Annotated in this window: 19 protein-coding genes; 9 read left to right on the top strand and 10 right to left on the bottom strand. The window is 72.2% G+C overall.

The genetic code is table 11. From position 1 onward, the window contains the following. Positions 1-73: 73 nt before the first annotated feature. Positions 74-889, top strand: a complete 816-nt coding sequence (locus tag ACGFIS_RS10780) for a DUF3097 domain-containing protein (RefSeq protein ID WP_392970310.1) — start codon at positions 74-76, stop codon at positions 887-889. 1 nt (position 890) lies between these two features. Here the strand turns inward: ACGFIS_RS10780 and hemW are convergent, their stop codons facing one another. Together hemW and ACGFIS_RS10770 are read right to left on the bottom strand one after the other, a co-directional pair. Continuing rightward, entirely contained in the window at positions 891-2,099 is a 1,209-nt protein-coding gene (gene hemW / locus ACGFIS_RS10775; protein ID WP_392970307.1) for a radical SAM family heme chaperone HemW, read from the bottom strand. A 30-nt stretch (positions 2,100-2,129) separates the two neighbouring features. Continuing rightward, the gene (locus tag ACGFIS_RS10770) at positions 2,130-2,579 is read right to left on the bottom strand and encodes a hypothetical protein (protein ID WP_392902130.1); all 450 of its coding nucleotides are present in this window, start codon (positions 2,577-2,579) and stop codon (positions 2,130-2,132) included. A gap of 335 nt (positions 2,580-2,914) precedes the next feature. Between ACGFIS_RS10770 and ACGFIS_RS10765 the strand changes: the two genes are divergently transcribed. The 3 genes from ACGFIS_RS10765 (at position 2,915) to ACGFIS_RS10755 (ending at position 5,940) form a co-directional block, all read left to right on the top strand. Continuing rightward, the gene (locus ACGFIS_RS10765) at positions 2,915-3,790 is read left to right on the top strand and encodes a hypothetical protein (RefSeq protein WP_392902129.1); all 876 of its coding nucleotides are present in this window, start codon (positions 2,915-2,917) and stop codon (positions 3,788-3,790) included. Positions 3,791-3,865: 75 nt separating this feature from the next. Continuing rightward, positions 3,866-5,278 (top strand): hypothetical protein, encoded by a 1,413-nt coding sequence (locus tag ACGFIS_RS10760; RefSeq protein WP_392970304.1) that lies wholly within the window; start codon positions 3,866-3,868, stop codon positions 5,276-5,278. 143 nt (positions 5,279-5,421) lie between these two features. Beyond that, the gene (locus tag ACGFIS_RS10755) at positions 5,422-5,940 is read left to right on the top strand and encodes a DUF4870 domain-containing protein (protein ID WP_392902125.1); all 519 of its coding nucleotides are present in this window, start codon (positions 5,422-5,424) and stop codon (positions 5,938-5,940) included. 56 nt (positions 5,941-5,996) lie between these two features. On the opposite strand, the gene lepA is transcribed toward ACGFIS_RS10755, so the two are convergent. After that, positions 5,997-7,841 carry a translation elongation factor 4 gene (gene lepA, locus ACGFIS_RS10750; protein ID WP_392970301.1) on the bottom strand — a complete coding sequence of 615 codons (1,845 nt, stop codon included), beginning with the start codon at positions 7,839-7,841 and terminating at the stop codon, positions 5,997-5,999. A 245-nt stretch (positions 7,842-8,086) separates the two neighbouring features. On the opposite strand from lepA, the gene rpsT reads away from it, so the two are divergent. Together rpsT and ACGFIS_RS10740 are read left to right on the top strand one after the other, a co-directional pair. Further along, complete coding sequence (rpsT, locus tag ACGFIS_RS10745) at positions 8,087-8,356, top strand: 30S ribosomal protein S20 (RefSeq protein WP_392902121.1); 270 nt, start codon at positions 8,087-8,089, stop codon at positions 8,354-8,356. 51 nt (positions 8,357-8,407) lie between these two features. Continuing rightward, complete coding sequence (locus ACGFIS_RS10740) at positions 8,408-8,944, top strand: RNA 2'-phosphotransferase (protein ID WP_392902868.1); 537 nt, start codon at positions 8,408-8,410, stop codon at positions 8,942-8,944. On the opposite strand, the gene ACGFIS_RS10735 is transcribed toward ACGFIS_RS10740, so the two are convergent. Continuing rightward, positions 8,886-9,413, bottom strand: coding sequence for a hypothetical protein (locus ACGFIS_RS10735; protein ID WP_392902119.1), 528 nt, complete (start codon positions 9,411-9,413; stop codon positions 8,886-8,888). The two genes, ACGFIS_RS10740 and ACGFIS_RS10735, sit on opposite strands and share 59 nt — an antisense overlap. Positions 9,414-9,482: 69 nt before the next feature. On the opposite strand from ACGFIS_RS10735, the gene ACGFIS_RS10730 reads away from it, so the two are divergent. Together ACGFIS_RS10730 and ACGFIS_RS10725 are read left to right on the top strand one after the other, a co-directional pair. Continuing rightward, a complete protein-coding gene (locus ACGFIS_RS10730; protein WP_392970298.1) occupies positions 9,483-10,403 on the top strand; it encodes a LysR family transcriptional regulator in 921 nt (306 codons plus the stop codon). Further along, a complete protein-coding gene (locus ACGFIS_RS10725) occupies positions 10,343-10,762 on the top strand; it encodes an SRPBCC family protein (protein WP_392902115.1) in 420 nt (139 codons plus the stop codon). The genes ACGFIS_RS10730 and ACGFIS_RS10725 overlap by 61 nt, the downstream gene beginning before the upstream one ends. A 47-nt stretch (positions 10,763-10,809) precedes the next feature. Here the strand turns inward: ACGFIS_RS10725 and holA are convergent, their stop codons facing one another. From holA to hflX, 6 genes are all read right to left on the bottom strand, one after another. Beyond that, complete coding sequence (gene holA, locus ACGFIS_RS10720; protein ID WP_392902113.1) at positions 10,810-11,763, bottom strand: DNA polymerase III subunit delta; 954 nt, start codon at positions 11,761-11,763, stop codon at positions 10,810-10,812. A 135-nt stretch (positions 11,764-11,898) separates the two neighbouring features. Continuing rightward, positions 11,899-14,247, bottom strand: coding sequence for a DNA internalization-related competence protein ComEC/Rec2 (locus ACGFIS_RS10715; RefSeq protein WP_392902111.1), 2,349 nt, complete (start codon positions 14,245-14,247; stop codon positions 11,899-11,901). Then, positions 14,244-14,948 (bottom strand): helix-hairpin-helix domain-containing protein, encoded by a 705-nt coding sequence (locus ACGFIS_RS10710; protein WP_392902109.1) that lies wholly within the window; start codon positions 14,946-14,948, stop codon positions 14,244-14,246. The genes ACGFIS_RS10715 and ACGFIS_RS10710 overlap by 4 nt, the downstream gene beginning before the upstream one ends. A 200-nt stretch (positions 14,949-15,148) precedes the next feature. Further along, entirely contained in the window at positions 15,149-15,994 is an 846-nt protein-coding gene (locus tag ACGFIS_RS10705; RefSeq protein WP_392970295.1) for a DegV family protein, read from the bottom strand. A 33-nt stretch (positions 15,995-16,027) separates the two neighbouring features. Then, positions 16,028-17,242: an imidazolonepropionase gene (gene hutI / locus ACGFIS_RS10700; RefSeq protein WP_392902105.1), complete on the bottom strand. Its 1,215-nt coding sequence runs from the start codon at positions 17,240-17,242 to the stop codon at positions 16,028-16,030. A gap of 503 nt (positions 17,243-17,745) precedes the next feature. After that, positions 17,746-19,200 (bottom strand): GTPase HflX, encoded by a 1,455-nt coding sequence (gene hflX, locus ACGFIS_RS10695; RefSeq protein ID WP_392902103.1) that lies wholly within the window; start codon positions 19,198-19,200, stop codon positions 17,746-17,748. 212 nt (positions 19,201-19,412) lie between these two features. Here hflX and aceB point away from each other — a divergent pair, with 212 nt between their 5' ends. Then, positions 19,413-21,020 carry a malate synthase A gene (aceB, locus tag ACGFIS_RS10690; RefSeq protein WP_392970292.1) on the top strand — a complete coding sequence of 536 codons (1,608 nt, stop codon included), beginning with the start codon at positions 19,413-19,415 and terminating at the stop codon, positions 21,018-21,020. The last annotated feature ends 22 nt before the right edge of the window (positions 21,021-21,042 follow it).

The following is a 21,042-nucleotide window of genomic DNA, read 5'->3' as shown; positions in this document are numbered from 1 at the left end:
CGGACGGCGCCGCCACGCCGAGGGACGAGGGACGACGGCGCGCGGGCGTCCGACCGGGTTAATGTGCGGACCCGTGCGGAGTAAGAAATATGGAAACGACGTGCTGGCAGGCGACTGGCGCAGGCCCCGCAAGGGCCGGATCCCCGAGGTCCCGGCGGAGCCCGGCCTGGTCGCCGAGGACCCCGGCAGCGGCTTCTGCGGCGCCGTCGTCGGCTGCGACAAGTTCGGCGTCACCCTCGAAGACCGGTTCGGCAAGCGGCGCGTGTTCCCGCTGGAGAAGTCGGGCTTCCTCATCGACGGCGAACCCGTGACGCTCGTGCGGCCCGAGGCCGCGCCCAGGGGGCCCGCGCGTTCCGCGTCCGGCTCGATCGCCGTCGGGGGCCTGCGGGCCCAGGTGGCGCAGGAGAGCCGCATCTACGTGGAGGGCGTCCACGACGCCGAGCTGGTCGAGAAGATCTGGGGGCACGACCTGCGGGTCGAGGGCGTCGTCGTGGAGTACCTCGAAGGCGTGGACGACCTGCCCGCCATCGTCGAGGAGTTCGGCCCGGACGAGGAGCGCCGCCTCGGGGTCCTCGTCGACCATCTCGTGGAGGGCTCCAAGGAATCCCGGATCGCCGCCCGGATCTCCTCCCCGCACGTCCTGGTCACCGGACATCCGTTCATCGACATCTGGGAGGCGGTCAAGCCCGCGTCCGTCGGCATCCGGGCCTGGCCGCGCATCCCCCGCGGCATCCCCTGGAAGGACGGCGTCGTCGCCGAACTCGGCTGGGGTGACGACACGGGCGCGGCCTGGAAGCGGATCCTGGGCTCGGTCAGCAGCTACACGGACCTGGAACCCGCCCTGCTGGGCCGCGTCGAGGAACTCATCGACTTCGTCACGGCCCCCTGAATCAGGTCAGATCGCGGACGACCGCGTCCGCCAGAAGGCGTCCGCGCAGGGTGAGCACCACGCGGCCCTCCTCGTACGGCGCGGCTTCGACCAGCCCGTCGCCGATGGCCCGCCGGACGGCCCCGCCGTCCAGCAGCCCGGCGGGGCAGCCCTGGGCGAGCCGCAGTTCGAGCATGATCCGCTCGATGCGCCGGTCGTCCCCGCCCAGGACCTCCCTGGCGTGCGCCGGGGTGGTCCCCTCCGCGAGACGTGCGGCGTACGCGGCGGGATGCTTGACGTTCCACCACCGGGTTCCGCCGACGTGGCTGTGCGCGCCGGGTCCGACGCCCCACCAGTCCGCGCCCGTCCAATAGAGCATGTTGTGCCGGCAGGCGGCGCCGGGGTCGGCGGCCCAGTTGGAGATCTCGTACCAGTGCAGGCCGTGCGCGCCCAGCATCTCGTCGGCGATCAGGTAGCGGTCGGCCATGGCGTCGTCGTCGGGCGCGGTCAGCTCTCCCCGCCTCACCTGCGCCGCCAGCCGTGTGCCCTCCTCGACGATGAGCGCGTACGCCGACACGTGGTCGGGTTCCGCGGCCAGGGCCGCCTCCAGCGAGGCTCTCCAGTCGTCGTGGGTCTCCCCCGGCGTCCCGTAGATGAGGTCGAGATTGACGTGCTCGAACCCCGCCTTACGCGTCCACTCCACGACCTGCGGGACGCGCCCCGGCGTATGGCTGCGTTCCAGAACGGCCAGCACCTGCTCGCGCGCGCTCTGCATGCCGTAGGAGATCCGGGTGAACCCGACGTCCCGCAGCCGGGCCACATACGCCTCGTCCACGGATTCGGGATTCGCCTCCGTGGTGACCTCCGCGCCCGGCGCAAGCCCGAACTCGGCGTCGATCACTTCCAGGACGCGCCCCAGATCGTCCGCCGGCAGCAAGGTCGGTGTACCACCGCCCACGAACACCGTCTCAACGGGCAGATCCACGTCGCCCAGCACCCGCCGGGCCATGCGAACCTCACCGATGGCGGTGTCGGCGTAGGAATCGCGGCCGGCGCCCGGCCCGAGCTCCGTCGCCGTGTACGTGTTGAAGTCGCAGTAACCGCACCGCGTCACGCAGAACGGCACGTGCACATAGAACGCGAACGGCCGCGTCCCCAACCCCTCCAGGGCACCACCGGGCAACGCCCCGTCGGCGGGCACGGGATCACCATCGGGCAGTGTGGAAGGCACCCTCCCAGTCTGCCCGGCCCAACCCCCTGCTCAGTCCGCCGAGTCCTCGCGGAGCCTGTCACGGAGCCAGTCGGGGATGTGCTCCTCGCTGCGGGGAAACCGGTCCAGGTCCAGGGCGTAGGCGGACGAGGTGAGGGGCGGGTTGAAGTCGGGTTCGCCGTCGTAGTCGAACTCGGCGCTGAAATGGCCCGAACGTTCGATCTGCAGCCGCGCGGTGAACCAGGCGCCCTTGCCGCGCCGGTACATGACGCGGCGGAGCTCGTCCATCTTCCCCACGGCCTGCCCCGGGGGCATCGCCTGGCGGCGCTCGCCGTCCGGCCCCTCGACCTCGAACGAGGCGCTGTCGATGCCGACCGTCGCGCGGAACTCGAAATCGAGCCGCTCCCAGCCCGACGGGGCGGCGGACCGCAGCGCGCGGACGGCGCCGTTCACCGTCTCCCGCTCCTTCGGGGAACGCAGAACCTGCTCGGGGTGGGTCACGCTACCTCCGGGAGGTCGTCAGGTCGGTTGATCGGCACGGTACCCGTCCGACCGTACAGACATCTGCGCCCAGGCAAAGCAACCCCCGCCGTGTCGCACGACCGCGGCCACGGGAGCCGCCCGGCGCGGCGGCGCCGGTCACCGGCCGCGACGACACGGGCGACCGCCCCGCCGCACGGCGGCCCCGGGTCTCGCGATCACGTCCGAAGGCGGTTTCGGGCATGCGAGAATCTGATCGCGCAGCGAGCCGCCAGGCGAGTTCGGAGCGATGCTGGCGATCGCACGCATTGCCCGACGGTGGAGGGCCGCCAGGCCCGAAGGAGGAGGGCGATGCAATGAAAGCAGCACCTGCGCGGGTGGTGCTTTGCGGTGAACCGGACGGGTGGCACTACGTGGTCGCCGACGCATCCGGGACTGAGCGGCGTTCGGAGTTCGCCGGGGCGGGCACGCGCTGGCAGACGGGCACGGGGTCCGGGCCGGAGCCGGCGTGGTGGCGGCGGAGGCTCTCGGAGACGGCCGAGGGGCTGCGGGAGGTGGTCGCGGAGCGGCTGACCGACGCGACCTTCCGTGCTCTGGGAGTCGAGACGGTCATCACCTGGTTCGCGGTGGACGAGCCCGTCACCTGGGAGGGGCTCGTCACGCTGCGGGAGGCGGATCCGGCGCGCTTCCCCGGCCAGGTGGCACCCTTCATGATCACGCTGGAGCCGGGGCGCGGTGCGCTGCTGCCGGACGCGAGCCTGCTGTTCTCCACACAGGCCCCGGACGCCTGGACGACCCTCGCCGCGGTCGCCGAGCGCTGCGGCACCCGTCCGCCGAAGTCGTCGTTCCTGTGCGGGTGGGCGGGACATCGCAGCGTACGGGTCGGGCGCGGGATGCTGGCGCTGTCCACCGGCCGGGACGAGGACGGCGTGGAGCGGCTCGCGGAGATCTGCGCGACGCGGCCGTCCGGCTGGAGCGGCAACCCGGAGATGCGTCTGCGGTTCGACGGCGTCGACCTGTTCGACGAGCCCGCCGAGGACGTGGTCGCGCTGCTGGGCGAGCTCGGGCACGAGGTCGTGCGGCGCGGCCGGACGGCCCGGCTGGCCGCGTCGGGTCTCACTCTCTACGAGCCCGATGCGCCGGGGACCGCCGCGGAGCGGTTCACCGGCGTGTCCCTGCGGCCCCCGGCGGCGCTCGCGCCGCTGGGGAGGCCCCTGCGGACGCGGGCCTGACGCAAACGAACCCGACATCCACGGGCGACCGGGGCGTCACCGGATCGCGACCCGCCCGGTCTAGATTCGCCGATCATGAGAAGCCGTGCGCGTCATGCCGTGCTCGCCTTGACCGGCGCCGCCCTCGCCGGCGCTCCCCTCACCGCCGCCGTCTCCCCCGCCGCCGCCGCACAGCCGGGCACGATCACGGTCGAGCGCGGTGGTCCCGCCCGGTCGGTGACGTTCACCGCGGACCGGGACGGGGAGGCCGTGATCTCCTTCGCCGCGTCCGCGCCGGGTGTCTCCTGGGCCCGCGAGGGCGCCGAGTCCGCCGTCGTGTCGATCGCGGTGGACGGACGCCATGTGACCGACGCCGTCGTCCCGTCGTCCGAACCGGTGGCCCGGAGCTTCGGTCTCGGGCACGTCCGGGAAGGCGCGCATGAGGTGACGCTGCGGTTCGCCGAGGGCAGCGCCCCGGCCGCCCGCCGCGTGACCCTCGGGGGCACCCGCGTCCGGACGCCCGCCAAGGACGCGGCGGTCCTGCGCCACGCGCCGATCGTCGTCGGGCGGACCGGATGGCCGTTCGGCGACCCGTACCAGAACGCCACCACCGACACCCCGCTGACCGCCTGGCATGAGACGCGGCCCGCCGGCACTCCCGGGCACCGGGTCATCGAGTACTCGATGGTGTGGAGCAACGAGGACGGCGGCACCGACACGCCCGCGCTGATGGCCCGCTGGGGCCGCACGACCGACATCGAGTGGGTGTACCGGGTCGAGGTGGACGCGTCCGGGCGGCGCGTGGACGGCACCGCGGTCTACCAGGCGCCGCTGCATCTGACGTTCCAGTTCACCGGTCGCTTCGAGGGCGATCATCCGGTGCTGCAGACGTGCACGCAGAACAACAACATGTGCGACGTCGTCTCGCCTGACCCGCCGCTGCGCTTCCTGCTCGACGCCTCCAGAACCCGTCCGGAGGGGCGCGCCCGCGAGGCCGTCATGGACCGCGAGCCGTGGACGTACCGTGTCGCCGCCCAGGAGATGGTGCGCGAGGGGAAGATCGAGAACCCGTCCGATCCGGCGACGCGGGAGGTCGGCGACCAGCGCGCGTACCTGTTCGCCGAGTTCGCCAAGTCGACCGGGGCGGCGACCGCGTGGGGTTCGGTGCCGGGTGTGGCGCTCGGCGTCCGGCTCAAGTCGGATCCGTCGGCGCTCTACCGCTCCGACCACGATCAGCCCACCTGGTCGGTCGACCGGGACGGCGCCGTCGCCACCACCGTCGAACTGCCGGAGGGGACGACGGTGTCCGACATCGCGGTCATCGAGGCGCTCCGCCGTCCGACGGGGTTCGGCGACAACGGCGCACCGGCCACGGTCACGTCGATCAACCGGGGCTTCTTCCTGGACGAGTCGTATCTCCCGCGGCCGTCGTCCATCGAGTGGCGCGGGTCGGTGACCCTCACCCCGGAGAAGCCGTCGGCCGTCCTCTGGCGTCCCGGACTCGCCTGACTCCGGCCCGGTGGCGCGAAACGGCCACGGGCCGGGGGAAAGCGGGAACCCGCGCGAACTCCTGGCGCGTCCTAAGAGTCATACACTTCGCCAATAGGTCGCATAGCGAACGCGCAGAGCGAACTTAGGAGAGGACTTCCGCCATGGCCTACGGGCCTCCCCCGTCGCCCGGCCAGGGGCAGCCGCAGCAGCAGGCCCCGTGGCAGCAGCCCGGAAACGTCTGGCAGCAGCAGCCCCAGCAGCAGCCACCGCCTCCGCAGGCCGGTCAGGCCTGGCAGCAGCAGCCTCCGCAGGGCGGGGGCACCGCCCAGATGCCCGGTCACTTCGGCCCCGTCTCCGACGACGAGAGGACGTGGTCGCTGATGGCGTACGTGGGCCAGTTCCTCATCGGCGCCATCGCACCGGCCATCGTCTACGTCGGCAAGGCGCGCTCGCCGTTCGTCCGCCGGCACGCCGCGCAGGGCCTCAACATGGGTCTCGCGGCCATCGCCGTGTGGATCGTCGGCGGGCTGCTGTCACTGGCCGTCGACCTGCTCATCTGGCTGCCGATGGGTTTCACGGCCGCCGTGATGTTCTTCCTCGTCTACGCGGGAAGGGCCGCCAACCGCGGCGAGTTCCGGCGGGTGCCGCCCGTGGTCGCCTGGCCCCTCCTGAAGAAATAGGGCCCGTGCCGAGTGGCCCGGCATGAAGCCGGGCTGCTCACAAGCCTGAAGCGGGGCTACTTGCGGCCCTTGTCCGCGGGCTCGCCGCCGCCGGTGGACAGGGCGGCGACGAAGGCCTCCTGCGGGACGTCCACCCGCCCGATGGTCTTCATCCGCTTCTTGCCCTCCTTCTGCCTCTCCAGCAGCTTCCGCTTGCGGGAGATGTCGCCGCCGTAGCACTTGGCGAGGACGTCCTTGCGGATGGCGCGGATGTTCTCACGGGCGATGATCCGGGCGCCGACCGCCGCCTGGATGGGCACCTCGTACTGCTGCCGCGGGATGAGCTCCTTGAGCTTGGACGTCATCATCAGCCCGTACTCGCGCGACTTGTCCTTGTGGACGATCTGGCTGAACGCGTCCACCGACTCGCCCTGCAGCAGGATGTCGACCTTCACCAGGTCGGACTCCTGCTCACCGCTGGGCTCGTAGTCCAGCGAGGCGTACCCGCGGGTCCGCGACTTCAACTGGTCGAAGAAGTCGAAGATGATCTCGGCGAGCGGCAGCGTGTAGCGGATCTCGACGCGGTCCTCCGACAGGTAGTCCATGCCGAGCAGCACCCCGCGGCGGCCCTGGCACAACTCCATGATCGCGCCGATGTGCTCGGACGGGGACAGCAGCGTCGCCCGCACCACCGGCTCGTACACCGTGCCGATCTTGCCCTCGGGGAACTCGCTGGGGTTGGTGACGGTGTGCTCAGTCCCGTCCTCCATGACCACGCGGTACACGACGTTCGGCGCGGTCGAGATCAGCGACAGGCCGAACTCGCGCTCCAGCCGCTCCCGGACGATCTCCATGTGCAGCAGCCCCAGGAACCCGCAGCGGAACCCGAACCCGAGCGCCGCCGACGTCTCCGGCTCGTAGACCAGCGCGGCGTCGTTCAGCCGCAGCTTGTCGAGCGCGTCGCGGAGCTCCGGATACTGGTCGCCGTCCAGCGGGTACAGGCCGGAGAACACCATCGGCTTCGGGTCCCGGTAGCCGCCGAGCGCCTCGGGCGCCTGCCGCGACGCACCGGTCACGGTGTCGCCCACGCGCGCCTGCCGGACGTCCTTCACCCCGGTGATCAGGTAGCCGACCTCGCCGACGCCGAGGCCCTGCACCGGCTTCGGCTCCGGCGCGATCACGCCGACCTCCAGGGTCTCGTGCGCGGCCCCGGTCGACATCATCAGGCTCTTCTCGCGCCGCGACAGCCGCCCGTCGATGATCCGGATGTAGGTCACCACACCGCGGTAGGTGTCGTACACCGAGTCGAAGATCAGCGCGCGGGCCGGGCCGTCGGGGTCGCCGACCGGCGCCGGCACCTCGTCGACGATCTTGTCGAGCAGTTCGCGGACGCCCTCGCCGGTCTTGCCCGACACGCGCAGCACGTCCGACGGCTCGCAGCCGATGATCCCGGCCAGTTCCTCGGCGTACTTGTCCGGCTGCGCCGCCGGCAGGTCGATCTTGTTGAGGACCGGGATCAGGTGCAGGTCCGCCTCGAGCGCCAGATACAGGTTGGCCAGCGTCTGCGCCTCGATGCCCTGCGCGGCGTCCACCAGCAGGACCGCGCCCTCGCACGCCGCGAGCGACCGCGACACCTCGTAGGAGAAGTCGACGTGCCCCGGGGTGTCGATCAGGTTGAGCACGTGGTCGACGCCGCCGGACGTCCAGGGCAGCCGGACGGCCTGGCTCTTGATCGTGATGCCGCGCTCGCGCTCGATGTCCATGCGGTCGAGGTACTGCGCGCGCATCTGGCGCCCCTCGACCACGCCGGTCAGCTGCAGCATCCTGTCCGCGAGAGTCGACTTGCCATGGTCGATGTGCGCGATGATGCAGAAGTTGCGGATGATCGCGGGGTCGGTCTTGTCAGGATCAGGCGCTGCCACCGGGGTCCGTTCACAAAAACTCAGCTGATGGGCAAGGACATGTGTGCCTCCCATGGTCCCATGTCCTCCGCGATGCTCAGTGCACGGCCCGGTTTGGGGCGGGCCCCGGTGATTGGTAGGCTGTGCGACTGCGTGTGGCGTAGCGTCGTGCCCCGGGGGGTACCGTCCGCCCCCGTTCAGACCTTTCGTCAGAGCCTGCCGACCCGCGCAGGCGAGGATCGCGACCAAGCTGAGGCACTACCGACGTGGCTAACATCAAGTCCCAGATCAAGCGCAACAAGCAGAACGAGAAGGCCCGGCTGCGCAACAAGGCCGTCAAGTCCGAGCTGAAGACGGCGATCCGCAAGTTCCGCGAGGCCGCCGACGCCGGCGACCTCGAGGTCGCCGTCGCCGCGCAGCAGCACGCCGCGCGCAAGCTGGACAAGGCCGTCAGCAAGGGCGTCATCCACAAGAACCAGGCCGCCAACCGCAAGTCGGCGATCGCCAAGCGCGCCGCCGCGCTGCAGGCGAAGTAACGCCCGCACGCACCGGGGCCGGCCATGGCGCGCCGGCCCCGACGCATGTCCATGGACGAGCGGCGCGCGGTGAAGATCTCCAAGTATCTCGCCAGGCATCTGCGGCACCGCCCGGAGCGGATCGGCCTCACCCTCGATCCCGGAGGCTGGGCCGACGTCACCGAACTGCTGGCCGCCGCCGCCCGCCACGGTTTCCCGCTGACCCGCGCCGAACTCGAACACGTCGTCGCGGTCAACGACAAGAAGCGCTACGTCCTCGACGGGAACCGGATCCGGGCCGCCCAGGGACACTCGGTCCAGGTCGACCTGGACCTGCCTCCGGCGTCCCCGCCGGACCTGCTCTACCACGGCACCGTGAAACGCTCCGTGGAATCGATCCTGCGCGACGGACTCCTGCCCATGGGGCGGCACGCCGTCCACCTGTCCCCCGACCGTGAGACGGCCCGGCGCGTCGGTACCCGCCGCGGCGAACCCGTCGTCCTGGTCGTCCAGGCCGGGCGGATGGCCGCCGACGGGCACGATTTCCGCGTCAGCGCGAACGGCGTGTGGCTGGTCGGCCTCGTCCCGCCGGAATATCTGCGCGAATGACCTCGGCCGCGGCCCAGTCCGGGATGTGCCGCACCCACTCGGGCCCCTCCTGCGGCCCGAACAGATACCGGTAGGGGACGATCTCCCGGATGGCCCGGTGCACGTCCAGCCGGTCATCGATCATGTGAGTGATCCCGAGGCCGGCGCAGTGCCCCGCCTTCTCCGCCCGCTTCCGGCAGAACCGGACGTTCTCCCTGGGCAGGCCCGTCCGCGCGTAGAAGTCGTGGTGGTCGAGCCACGCCAGCGTGCGCTTGCGCACCCGGTCGCCGCACTTGGAGATGATCCAGGCCTGTCCGCCGAATTCTTCGATCAGGCCCGGCAGCACCTCGTACACGCCCTCGTTCGCGGGTGAGGCGAGTGCTTCCTCGAAACTCCCGCCGAGGAACACGGTGTCGGAGCCGCCGGGGGCCAGCGGCCCCCCGTGTATGACCCGGCCGAAATCGACGCCGAGCCGAGGTTCGATGTTCATGCACCAACCTTCGAACCCCAGCACTTAAAGCAGAACTATTAATAGCCCATCCAGTTATAGTCACTGATTATGAATCTGAGCCGCCTCTCCACGGACGCGCTCGCCTCGTTCGCCGTCTTCGCCGACCACCTCAACTTCACCCGGGCCGCCGAAGACCTCCACATCTCCCAGCCCGCCCTCCACGTCAAGGTGCGCAAACTCACCGAAACCCTCGGCCACCCCCTCTACACCAGACACGGGCGCAGCCTCACGCTCACCCCCGCCGGCGAGCGGGTCGCCCGCTTCGCCCGCGACCTCGACGCCCGCGTGACCGCGTTCCTCGCCGACGTCCACGGCACCGCACCCGCCCGCGTCCCGGCCCTCGCCGCCGGCGAGGGCGCCTACCTCTACCTGCTCGGCGACGTCGTCGACCCCGGGATGCGGCTGATCAACGGCGACCGGGCCCGCACCCTCACCGCCGTCCGCACCGGCCGCGCCGACCTCGGCGTCGCGGTCCTGGACGTCCTGCCCACCGACGTGGAGGCCGTCCTCCTCGCCACCTACCCGCAGGTCCTGGTCATGCCGGACGACCACCCCCTGGCCGGCAAGGCGAACCTCACCCTCGCCGACCTCGCGGGCGCCGCCCTGGTCGTCCCCCCGCCCACGGGCCCCCACCGCATCACCCTCGAACGCGCCCTGCGCGCCGCCGATGTCCCGTGGTCACTCGCGGTCGAGGCCGAAGGCTGGCCGCTGCTCCTGCACTTCGTGTCGCTCCGCGTGGGCCTCGCGGTCGTGAACGGCTGTGTCGTTCCACCGCCCGGGCTGGTCACACGCGAGATCATCGACCTGCCCGCCGTCCCCTACTACGCCCTCCACCTCCCCGCCCGCGCCGATGACCCCCTCGTCACCGGCCTGCTGTCCGCGGTCCGCGCCGCGCTGAGGAGAGAACCATGCACTTCGAAACCGCCGTCGACATCGACGCCACACCCGAAACCGTCTGGAGCCTCCTGAAGGACGTCGAACGCTGGCCCGGCATGACGGCCTCCATCGACCGCGTCGAACTCCTCGACGAACCCCTCACACTCTCCGGCCGGGCCCGCGTCCACCAGCCCAGACTCCCCGCCGCCATCTGGACGGTCACCGGGTTCGAGGAGAACAAGACCTTCACCTGGGAGTCCCGCTCCCCCGGCGTCACCACCGTCGCCGCCCACGAGATCGTCCCCCAGCCCGACGGCACGGTGACCGTCCGCCTGACCCTCGACCAGAAAGGCCCCTTGGCCCCCGTCTTCTCGCTCCTCACGGGCCGCCTGGTCCGCCGCTACGTGACCATGGAGGCCGACGGCCTGAAGGCCAAAGCCGAAGAGCACTGACTCGGTCCACCCGATCGGGCGGCGGCCAGCCGCGGGCGGCCGGCCGGTCAGCCGCGGGCGGCGACGATCTCGGCGACGGTCTTCTCGAGTGCGTACGCGGGGTCGGCGGCGCCGCCCTTGACCTGTTCGTCGGCCTCGGCGACCGCCGCGATGGCCCGCGCGACTCCGTCCCCCGACCAGGCGCGCAGCTGCCTCTGCACCCGCTCGATCTTCCACGGCGCCATGCCGAGTTCCTTCGCCAGGGCCGCACCGCGCGCACCCCGGGGCGCGCCGCCGACCTTCGCCAGCCCCCGGACGCCCTGGGCGAGCGCGCTGACGATCAGCACGGGCGGCACGCCCGTCGCGAGGGCCCACCTGAGCTGCTCCAGCGCCTCGGCGAGCTGCCCCTCGACGGCCTTGTCCGCCACGGTGAACCCGCTCACCTCGGCGCGGCCCCGGTAGTACCGCGCCACCGCGGCATCGTCGACCTTGCCTCCGGTGTCGGCGACGAGCTGGCTGCAGGCCGCCGCCAGCTCACGCAGGTCGTTCCCGACCGCGTCGACCAGACCCCGGGCCCCGTCCGGCGAGATCTTCCCGCCGGCCCGGCGTATCTCGGCCCGGACGAAGTCGACCCGCTCCCCCACCTTGGTGACCTTCGGGCACGAGATCTTGCGCGCCTTGAGCTTGGCCAGCCCGTCCACCAGCGCCTTCCCCTTGGCCCCGCCGTGGTGGACGGCGATGAGCACCACTTCGTCCGCGGGCGTCCTGGCGTAGGCGAGCACCTCGGCCGTCAGGTCCTTCCCGAGATCCTGCGCCGCCCGCAGCACGAGCACCTTCCCGCCCCCGAACAGCGACGGCGACGTCAGCTCGGCGATCCGCCCGGGCTCCAGCCCGCCCGGTCCGAGGTCGATCACCTCGGCCTCCGGGTCGCTCGCCCGCACGGAGGCGACGACCTCACCGACCGCCCGATCCACGAGCAGCTCTTCGTCACCGACGACCAGGATGATGGGCTCAACCGACACCCCAGAAGCATGTCATGCCCGGCCCCGGCCCGCCTCGCCCGAGGGACGATCGGCCCGGCACCGCGAACCTCGATCGGACCGCCGCTCCCGCCGGCCGGCGCATGCCACCGGCGAACGCCCCGTCGCGGTGGGCGGTCAGTGGCGGGGGACGGCCGCTATACCGGTCGCGGTGCGGATGATGGCTATGTCTCCTGTCTGGTCGGTGCGGTGGATCTGGGTGCCCAGGCGTTGCAGGAGTCTGAGGGTCGCCGGAGACGGGTGGCCGTAGTCGTTGTCCTCGCCGACCGAGATCAGGGAGACGGAGGCGTGGGCGGCGGCCAGGAATCCCGCGTCCTGGCCGCGGGCACCGTGGTGCGGAACCTTGAGCACCTGGACGCGGGGGACGGTCCCTGTCAGGGCACGTTGTGCCTCCTCTTCGATGTCGCCTGCCAGCAGGGCGCTGAAGCCGGGCCTGCTGGCGACGAGGACGACGCTCGCATTGTTGATCGTGGTGCCGTCGTCCCCGGGTGAGAGGGCGGGGCCGGCGGCTCGCGGGGCGAGGACCGAGAGTGCCAGGTCGCCGATCCGCCACTGCCGGCCCGCCTCGGCGGGCCGGGTGGGAAGGCCGGGGGCGAGGCGTGCCTCACGGCCGGACGTGCGGGACGTCGTCAGGACCTGGCGGACGCGGCGGCCGTTCCGGACGCCGGACGTGCCGTTGATGTGGTCGGCGTGCGGGTGGGTCAGGACGAGCAGCGGGACGTCCTCGACGTGCAGGCGTCGCAGGCATCGGTCGATCAGTGCCGGGTCGGGGCCGGTGTCGACGACGACCGCCCGGCCGGGGCCGGTGGACAGCACGAGTGCGTCGCCTTGGCCCACGTCGCAGGCGACCATCTGCCAGCCGGGCGGCGGCCAGCCCGGGGCCGTGACGCGCATGGCGACGACGGCGATCAGGATTCCGGCCAAGGCGGCGGCCATGAGCAGGCGCAGGCGGCGGCTGCGCAGGATCAGGACGGCGATCCCCGCGGCCAGGAGGAGCGCCATCGCGCCCCGGCCGCCGCTCGTCCACGGGACCGTGGCATAGGGCAGCGCGGCGGCGGTGCGGGCGACGCGGACGATCCAGCCGACGGCCAGTCCGCCGGGCCAGACGATCACCTGGGCCAGCGGCGGTGAAAGGAGCGCGACCACGGCGCCGAGCGCGCCCAGGAGGGTGGCGGGGGCGACGGCGGGAGCGGCCAGCAGGTTCGCGAACACCGCGACGACGCCTATCTCGCCGGAGAGCATGACCAGGACGGGAGCGACCGCGACCTGGGCGGCCGCCGCGACGGCGACGGCGTCGGCGAGGGGGCCGGGCAGCCGGCGGGCGAGCCGCTCCCGCCACGGCGGCGCCAGGACGAGCAGCCCGGCGGTCGCCAGGACCGACAGCGCGAACCCGTACGAGCGCGCGAGTCCGGGATCGATCAGGACGAGGAGGAGGACGGCGGCCGCGAGGGCCGGCAGGCCCTGGCGCTGACGTCCGGTGACCAGCGCGAGCAGGCCGATGAGACCCATGACGGTCGCCCGCAGGACGCTCGGCTCCGGGCGGGCGACCACGACGAACGCGAGCACCGCGATGACGGCGACGGGTGGGGCGCGCCGCCGTCCGAGGCCGAGCAGGCGGCAGAGTCCGAGGACGGCGCCGATGACGATCGCGAGGTTCGCGCCGGACACGACCAGCAGGTGGGTGAGCCCGGCGGCGCGGAAGTCCTCCGCGAGCGCCGGGTCGAGGCGGGAGGTGTCGCCGACGACCATGGCGGGCAGGACGCCGCGCTGGTCGGGCGGGAGGCGCGCCACCGCGGCCCGCAGCCGCGCCCGCACGTGCTCGGCTGCGCGCTGGATCGTGGACGGAGGCCCGAGCACGGCGGGCGGACCGCGCACGATCACGACCGCGGCGAGCAGGCCGGCGCCCTTTGGCGTCACGAACCTGCCGTGAAGGCGCACCCGCTGACTGGGCACCAGGCCGAGCCAGCGGGGATCACTCGCGATCAGCAGCACCGGGACGCGGACCTCGGCCCGCGGGACCTCCTCCACCCGGGCCCTGAGAATGATCACCTGTCGCCCGCTGCCCGGTTTCGCCCGGGGGTCGCCGGTGACGACCGCCTCCGCCGTCGCGGAACGCCCCTGGCCGGCGAGGTCCCGCACCGGCCCGGTGCCGACGGCCGTGGCGCGCAGCGCCACGCCGGCCGCCGACGCGGCGGCGCACACGAGGACGACCCCGGCCAACCTCCGCCGCGACGCCTCCGCCCGGGTCGCGGGACCCCGTGGACGGCCGGCGGTGCCGCTCGCGGCGCCACGGCGCGGGCGAGGTCCCGGGGAGCGCGATGGGCGGCGGGGGGCCAGGAGGTAAAGGGCTGTCAGGGCGGTGGCGGCGGCCACGGTGCAGGAGACGGCCGGAGGGAGGCCGATGGTCGCGGCGGCGGTGATCCAGGTGGCGAGGGCCGGAGCCAGCAGGCGCAGGTCGTGGGTCATACGCATACCAGGGGCTTCAGGTCGGCATAGCGGCGGGCGCCGATGCCGCTGACGTCCCGGAGCTGCTCGATCGAGCGGAAGCCGCCCTGCCGGGTGCGGTAGTCGACGATGCGTCCGGCGAGGACGGGCCCGACACCGGGGAGATCGTCCAGCTGGTCGGGGGTGGCGGTGTTGAGGTTCAGCGGGCCGCCGGGTGCGGCGGACGCACCGGACGCGCCGGGCTGGGGCGGGGCTCCGGGCGCCGGTGTGGGACGCGGGACGCCCACCGGGATCTGCTCGCCGTCCACCACCTTGCGGGCGAGGTTGAGGGGGCCGGTCTTCGCGCCTTCGCGGACCCCGCCCGCCGCCTTGATCGCCTCGGCGACGCGGGAACCGGACGGCAGGGTGATCACGCCGGGATGCTCGACCTTGCCGAGGACGTGTACCACCACCGAGGGTGAGGCCGTCACCGGGCTCGCGGACATGGCGGGCCGCGGGCCGGTGAGTGTGGCGTCCGCGGCGGGGGCCGCGGGCTCATGCGGACGCGGCCGGGACAGCCACAGGTAGCCGGCGGCGACCAGGGCGGCGACCACGCCGACCAGGACGAGGATTCGGACGTTCGAGCGTTCGGGTGTGGCGCGTAAGCGAGCGGCCGGCGGCGTATCGGGAGGTCGCAGGCGGCCCATCAGCGCCTGCAGGCGGTCCTGGGGGTCGGGCTTCATGCCGACCGACGCTAGGCGGGCCGCGTATCCGGCCGTGAGCGCTTCGCCGACTGTGGATAACTTCCGGGTCAGCGGATCACGGCGGCCGCCGAGACACGTGCGCGGCGGCCGGTGATCGTCATCGGGAGGCGATGTGATCCCGGGTGGTGGCGAGCCGGCGGCCGCCGCTCACCCGGACCGAATGGGGCCCTCGTGTGCGATCACAGGTGGGGGGCCACGACGACGCCCAGCATGCCGGGGCCGACGTGGGCGCCGATGACGGGGCCCACCTCGCCGACGTAGACGTCCACGGCGTGCGGGATGCGTTCGCGGAGACGGGCGGCTAGGGACTCGGCGCGGGCCGTGGCGGCCAGGTGCTGGACACCCAGGTCGACGCGGCGGTCTCCGGCCTCGGCGACGGCGAGTTCCTCCAGCCGGGCCAGTGCGCGGGACGACGTGCGGACCTTCTCCAGCGGCGCGATCCGCCCGTCCCGGATGTCCAGGAGGGGCTTCACCATCAGCGCGGAGCCGAGAAGGTTGGCCGCGGCGCCGATGCGGCCGCCCCGGCGCAGGTGTTCGAGGGTGTCGACGCAGACGAGGGACCGGGTGAGCGCGGCGCGGCGGGTGGCGGCGTCCGCGACCTGGTCGGCGCTTCCGCCGGACATCGCGGTGGCCGCGGCGGAGAGGGCGGCGAACCCCAGGCCCATCCCGAGGGTTCCGCTGTCGATGACCCGTACCGGCACCGGCGCGGCGGCGGCGGCGAGCCGGGCTGCGTCCACCGTCCCGGACATGGCGGCCGAGAGGTGGACGGAGACGATCTCGCGGGCGCCGGAGTCCGCGGCGGCCCGGTAGGTTTCGGCGAAACGCTCGGGGGCCGGGCGGGACGTGGTGATGGGGTGCCATTCCTTCAGCGCCTGGGCGGCCTCGGCGGTGCTGATGTCGCCCTCGTCCCGCGTGGTGCCACCGACGGCGATCTGCAGGGGGACGATGGTCAGCCCATGCCGTTCGGCGAGCCCCGCCGAAAGGGAGGCGGTTGAATCGGTGACGACCGCGACCGCGCTGCCCATGGCACGGACACTACCCGCCGCCGGGCCGGTGCGTCAGGGCTGGACGGGGACTCCGCCGCGCCAGATGCGCAGCGCGCGGAGGCCGAACGCCCAAGCGAACGCGCCCTCGTGGTCGGCGTCCCACAGGACGATGTCGGCGAGCATGCCGGGGGCGAGGGAGCCGCGGTCGCCGACGCGGAGGGCGGCCGCGCCGCCGAGGGTCGCGGCGCGCAGGGCCTCGGTGACGCTGAGGCCGAACATGGCCACGGACAGCCCGATGACGAGGGGCATGGACGTGATGCCGCACTGGCCGGGGTTGTGGTCGGTGCCGAGGGCGACGGTGACGCCGCGTTCGAGCATCTGCCGGACGGGGGCGGGGGCGCGGCTGCTGTTGAGGGCGCTGCCGGGGCAGACGGTGGCGGTGACGCCGGCGTGCGCGAGCGCCTTGATGTCGTCGTCGTTGGCCTGGGTGAGCAGGTCGGCGGAGGCGCAGCCGACCTCGGCGGCGACCTGGGCCGCGCCGATGCGCTCGTTGGCGCAGGCGTGCATGCGGGCCTTCAGCCCGGCCCGCTTTCCGGTGAGCAGGAGGGCGCGTGCCTCTTCGGCGGTGAAGTGGCCCTCGTCGCAGTAGACGTCGATCGAGTCGGCACCGGCCACGGCGGCGTCGCCGGCCCACAGCCGGACGGCCTCGATGTAGTCGCGGCGGCGGCCGAAGAACTCCGGCGGCAGGATGTGCGCGGCCAGGAACGTGGCGTGGATGCGCGGCATGGACGGTTCGCCTTCGAGCGAACGCAGCATCCGGATGTCGGCGAGTTCACCGTCTCGGGTGAGGTGGTATCCGGTCTTGGCCTCGACGGTGGTCGTCCCGGCGAGGATCCACTGGCGGAGCCGTTCACGGACGCCGTTGCAGAGCGTCCAGGGGTCGGTGCCCCGGGTGACGGTCACGGTGGAGTTGACGCCGCCGCCCGCGGCGGTGATGGCGGAGTGGGACGAGCCGCTGGTGCGCATCGCGAGCTCGGCCCACCGGTTGCCCGCATAGACGGGGTGGGAGTGGGCGTCGATGAGCCCCGGCGTGACCAGGCCGCCGCCCAGGTTCTCCACGTGGTCGACGTCGACGATGTCGTCGATGATGCCGGGGACGCTCTGCGGGAGGTCGGAGGCGGGCCCGGCCCAGACGATCCGGTCGTCGTGGATGAGCACCGCGGCGTTGCTGCAGACGTCGGTGCCCGTCCAGAGCCTGCCGATGTTCGTCAACAGCCGTACGGTCATGGCGTCACCGGCCCGGACGGGGCCATGCGCGCGTCAGCGCGGTTCCGGGCGCCGTGGGGCGTTGCTGCGGGCCGGCCGCTCTCGCTCCGGTGCGAGGCCCTGCCGTGGAGCCGAGGCGGGCCACCAGTTCTCGTTCCGGCGCTTGGATCTTTCATGGAGTGGGCCACCTGCTCTCGATCCGAAACGCCGACTGGGTGCCGGCGACTCACCGTCGGTGGGTCGGGTGATCGGGCGACCACCACTGGCACGAGACCGGAGATATCGGTTTCGTCACGGTAGTGCACTGAAGGCCCGCCCGACAACCTCTGATCGCAGCGCATCGACAGCCATCACCTCGCCCCTGGCTCTACGACCGTACGGAATTCAACCGCACCGTCAAGCCGATTGGGCAAGCTGTCACCGTTCGGGAATGAGGACGGGCCCGGAGACGGCTTCCAGACGCGTCCGAACTCCGTCCTGAACCGAGCCGAAACCCCGCCGGGCGGCTGGACCCGGCGGGATCGTCAGACGCTCGGGGTCACGGCCTCGTACCGGGAAAGCTCCCCGGCGAGGTCGGCCGGGACCCTGGCGTGGAGCATGGTGCCCTCGGCCAGATGGTCCTGCTTGAGGATTTCACCGCGCTCGTGCACCTGCGCGACGAGGTCGCCGCGCTCGTAGGGCACCAGGGCGTGCAGTTCGCTCTCCAGCCCGGGCAGGTCGGCCTCGACGGCCGCGCGAAGGTCCTCGATACCGAACCCGGTGCGGGCGGACACGACGACGCTGTGCGGTTCCCGGCGCTGGAGGCGGGCGATCGCGAGGTCGTCGGCGGCGTCGGCCTTGTTGATGACGATGATCTCGGGGATCTCGTCGGCGTCGATCTCGCGCAGCACCTCGCGGACGGCGTCGATCTGCGCCTCGGGGTCGGCGTCGGAGCCGTCCACGACGTGCAGGATCAGCCCGGCGTCGGTGACCTCCTCCAGCGTCGAGCGGAACGCCTCGATGAGCTGGTGCGGCAGGTGCCGGACGAACCCGACGGTGTCGGCCAGGGTGTAGGCGCGGCCGCCGGGCGTCTCGGCGCGCCGGACGGTGGGGTCGAGGGTGGCGAACAGCGCGTTCTCCACCAGTACCCCGGCGCCGGTGAGCCGGTTGAGCAGGGACGACTTGCCCGCGTTGGTGTAGCCGGCGATGGCGACGGCGGGCACCGCGTGGCGGCGGCGTTCGCCGCGCTTGGTGTCGCGGGCCTTGGACATGCCCTCGATCTGCCGGCGCAGCTTGGCCATCCGGGTGCGGATCCGCCGCCGGTCCAGCTCGATCTTGGTCTCGCCCGGTCCGCGTCCGCCGATGCCGATGCCGCCGGCGGCGCGGCCGCCGACCTGCCGGGACAGGTTCCCGCCCCAGCCCCGCAGCCGCGGCAGCAGGTAGTTGAGCTGCGCGAGCTCGACCTGCGCCTTGCCTTCGCGGCTCTTGGCGTGCTGGGCGAAGATGTCCAGGATCAGCGCGGTCCGGTCGATCACCTTGACCTGGACGGTCTCCTCCAGGTGCCGCAGCTGGCTCGGGGCCAGCTCGCCGTCGCAGATGACGGTGTCGGCGCCGGTGGAGATCACGATGTCGCGCAGCTCCGCGGCCTTGCCGGAGCCGATGTAGGTGGCCGGGTCGGGACGGGAGCGGCGCTGGACGAGGCCCTCGAGGACCTCCGAGCCGGCCGTCTCGGCGAGGAGCGCCAGCTCGTGCAGGGAGTTCTCGGCCATCTCGGCCGTTCCCTCGGTCCAGACGCCCACGAGGACGACCCGCTCCAGCCGGAGGGCGCGGTACTCGACCTCGGTGACGTCGGTCAGCTCAGTGGACAGGCCCGCGACGCGCCGTAGCGCCCGCCGGTCCTCAAGGTCGAGTTCGCCCGTCATGGGCTCGAACTCGCCGGCTTCCCGGCTCTCGAACTCGTCCGCATTCCGGGTCTGGTCTGAAGAGAAAGGTTCAGTCATATGTCCTCAGTAGAACGCCGCGTCGCGGCCGTATCTTCCCGCGATCGTCTCACGCACCGTCCACGGTGGTCACGTGCTTATCGGCGTGGGTTCACGCACGCGCGCGCGGGGAGGTGTGGAGGCAGCGGACCCGCTTTGACCGGGCTCGGCACCGCCGAGTACCGTTCTCCACATAACAGAAGTGAAATTTCGCTATACGAAAGGGCAGGCTGATGGCTGGACTGGAAGGCATCGAGGTCACCGGACCCCTCGGCGAGCGGTACGAGGAGATCCTGACCCCCGAGGCGCTCGGCCTGCTCGCCGCCCTGCAGCGCGAGTTCGGCGCCCGGCGCAAGGAGCTGCTGGAGGCGCGGGCCGAGCGCCAGCGCATGCTCTCCGCGGGCGGCACGCTGGACTTCCTGCCCGAGACCGCCGGCGTCCGCGGAGACGACTCCTGGCGGGTCGCAGACCCCGCGCCCGGCCTGGAGGACCGCCGCGTCGAGATCACCGGCCCGACGGACCGGAAGATGACCATCAACGCGCTCAACTCGGGCGCCAAGGTGTGGCTGGCCGACTTCGAGGACGCCAACACCCCCCTGTGGGACAACATGATCGAGGGGCAGCTCAACCTGCGCGACGCCCTGGACCGCACCATCGACTTCACCGACGCCAAGAGCGGCAAGTCCTACGCCCTCAAGGCCGACGGGGAACTGGCGACCATCGTCGTCCGGCCGCGCGGCTGGCACATGGAGGAGAAGCACCTCCTCGTCGACGGCGAGCCCATGTCCGGCTCCCTGTTCGACTTCGGGCTGTACTTCTTCCACTCGGCCCGCCGGCAGCTCGACAAGGGCAAGGGCCCCTACTTCTACCTGCCGAAGATGGAGAGCCACCTTGAGGCGCGGCTCTGGAACGACGCGTTCAACCTCGCCCAGGACCGCCTGGACGTCCCCCGCGGCACCATCCGCGCGACCGTGCTGATCGAGACGATCCCGGCCGCGTTCGAGATGGAGGAGATCCTCTACGAGCTGCGCGACCACTCCGCCGGCCTGAACGCCGGCCGCTGGGACTACCTCTTCTCGGTGATCAAGAAGTTCCGGGACCGGGGCGCCGACTTCGTCCTCCCCGAGCGGAACGCGATCACGATGACCGCACCCTTCATGCGGGCCTACACCGAACTGCTCGTCCGGACGTGCCACAAGCGCGGCGCACACGCGATCGGCGGCATGGCGGCGTTCATCCCGTCCCGCCGCGACGAGGAGGTCAACAAGGTCGCCCTGGAGAAGGTCCGGGCCGACAAGACCCGCGAGTCCGGCGACGGCTTCGACGGCTCCTGGGTCGCCCACCCCGACCTCGTCCCGATCTGCCGGGAGGTCTTCGACGGCGTCCTCGGCGACAAGCCGAACCAGCGCGACCGGCTCCGCGAGGACGTCGAGGTCTCGGCCGCCGACCTGCTCAACATCAAGGCCACCCCCGGCGACATCACCGAGACCGGCCTGCGCAACAACATCGACGTGGCGCTGCGCTACCTCGCCACCTGGCTGGACGGCGCCGGCGCGGTCGCGATCCACAACCTGATGGAGGACGCCGCGACCGCCGAGATCTCCCGCTCCCAGGTGTGGCAGTGGATCTACAACGGCGTCGAGCTCAAGGACGGCCCGAAGGTCACCAAGGAACTCGTCGAGCGGCTCCTGGACGAGGAACTCGGCAAGATCAAGGCCGAACTGGGCGACGCCTACAACGAACCCCGCTACGACCAGGCCGTGACCCTCTTCAAGGAGGTCACCCTCGCCGACGAGTACTCCGAGTTCCTCACCACCCCCGCCTACCAGCAGTTCCCGTAGAACCCGGGTGCCGGAGCACGGG

The sequence above is a fragment of the Spirillospora sp. NPDC048824 genome, assembly GCF_043198455.1.
In the GTDB taxonomy this organism is placed as follows: Bacteria; Actinomycetota; Actinomycetes; order Streptosporangiales; family Streptosporangiaceae; genus Spirillospora.
The sequence above is the reverse complement of the archived record's forward strand: the minus strand, read 5'-3'. Positions and strand labels throughout refer to the sequence as shown.

Coding starts and splice junctions, on each gene's coding strand:
- ACGFIS_RS10710 (WP_392902109.1), bottom strand. CDS start 14,948: ATGAAGCCCGACCCCCAGGACCGCCTGCAGGCGCTGATGGGCCGCCTG.
- ACGFIS_RS10735 (WP_392902119.1), bottom strand. CDS start 9,413: ATGAACATCGAACCTCGGCTCGGCGTCGATTTCGGCCGGGTCATACAC.
- ACGFIS_RS10705 (WP_392970295.1), bottom strand. CDS start 15,994: ATGGGCAGCGCGGTCGCGGTCGTCACCGATTCAACCGCCTCCCTTTCG.
- ACGFIS_RS10765 (WP_392902129.1), top strand. CDS start 2,915: ATGAAAGCAGCACCTGCGCGGGTGGTGCTTTGCGGTGAACCGGACGGG.
- ACGFIS_RS10725 (WP_392902115.1), top strand. CDS start 10,343: ATGCACTTCGAAACCGCCGTCGACATCGACGCCACACCCGAAACCGTC.
- ACGFIS_RS10740 (WP_392902868.1), top strand. CDS start 8,408: ATGGACGAGCGGCGCGCGGTGAAGATCTCCAAGTATCTCGCCAGGCAT.
- ACGFIS_RS10755 (WP_392902125.1), top strand. CDS start 5,422: ATGGCCTACGGGCCTCCCCCGTCGCCCGGCCAGGGGCAGCCGCAGCAG.
- ACGFIS_RS10760 (WP_392970304.1), top strand. CDS start 3,866: ATGAGAAGCCGTGCGCGTCATGCCGTGCTCGCCTTGACCGGCGCCGCC.
- hutI (WP_392902105.1), bottom strand. CDS start 17,242: ATGACCGTACGGCTGTTGACGAACATCGGCAGGCTCTGGACGGGCACC.
- ACGFIS_RS10730 (WP_392970298.1), top strand. CDS start 9,483: ATGAATCTGAGCCGCCTCTCCACGGACGCGCTCGCCTCGTTCGCCGTC.
- aceB (WP_392970292.1), top strand. CDS start 19,413: ATGGCTGGACTGGAAGGCATCGAGGTCACCGGACCCCTCGGCGAGCGG.
- ACGFIS_RS10715 (WP_392902111.1), bottom strand. CDS start 14,247: ATGACCCACGACCTGCGCCTGCTGGCTCCGGCCCTCGCCACCTGGATC.
- hflX (WP_392902103.1), bottom strand. CDS start 19,200: ATGACTGAACCTTTCTCTTCAGACCAGACCCGGAATGCGGACGAGTTC.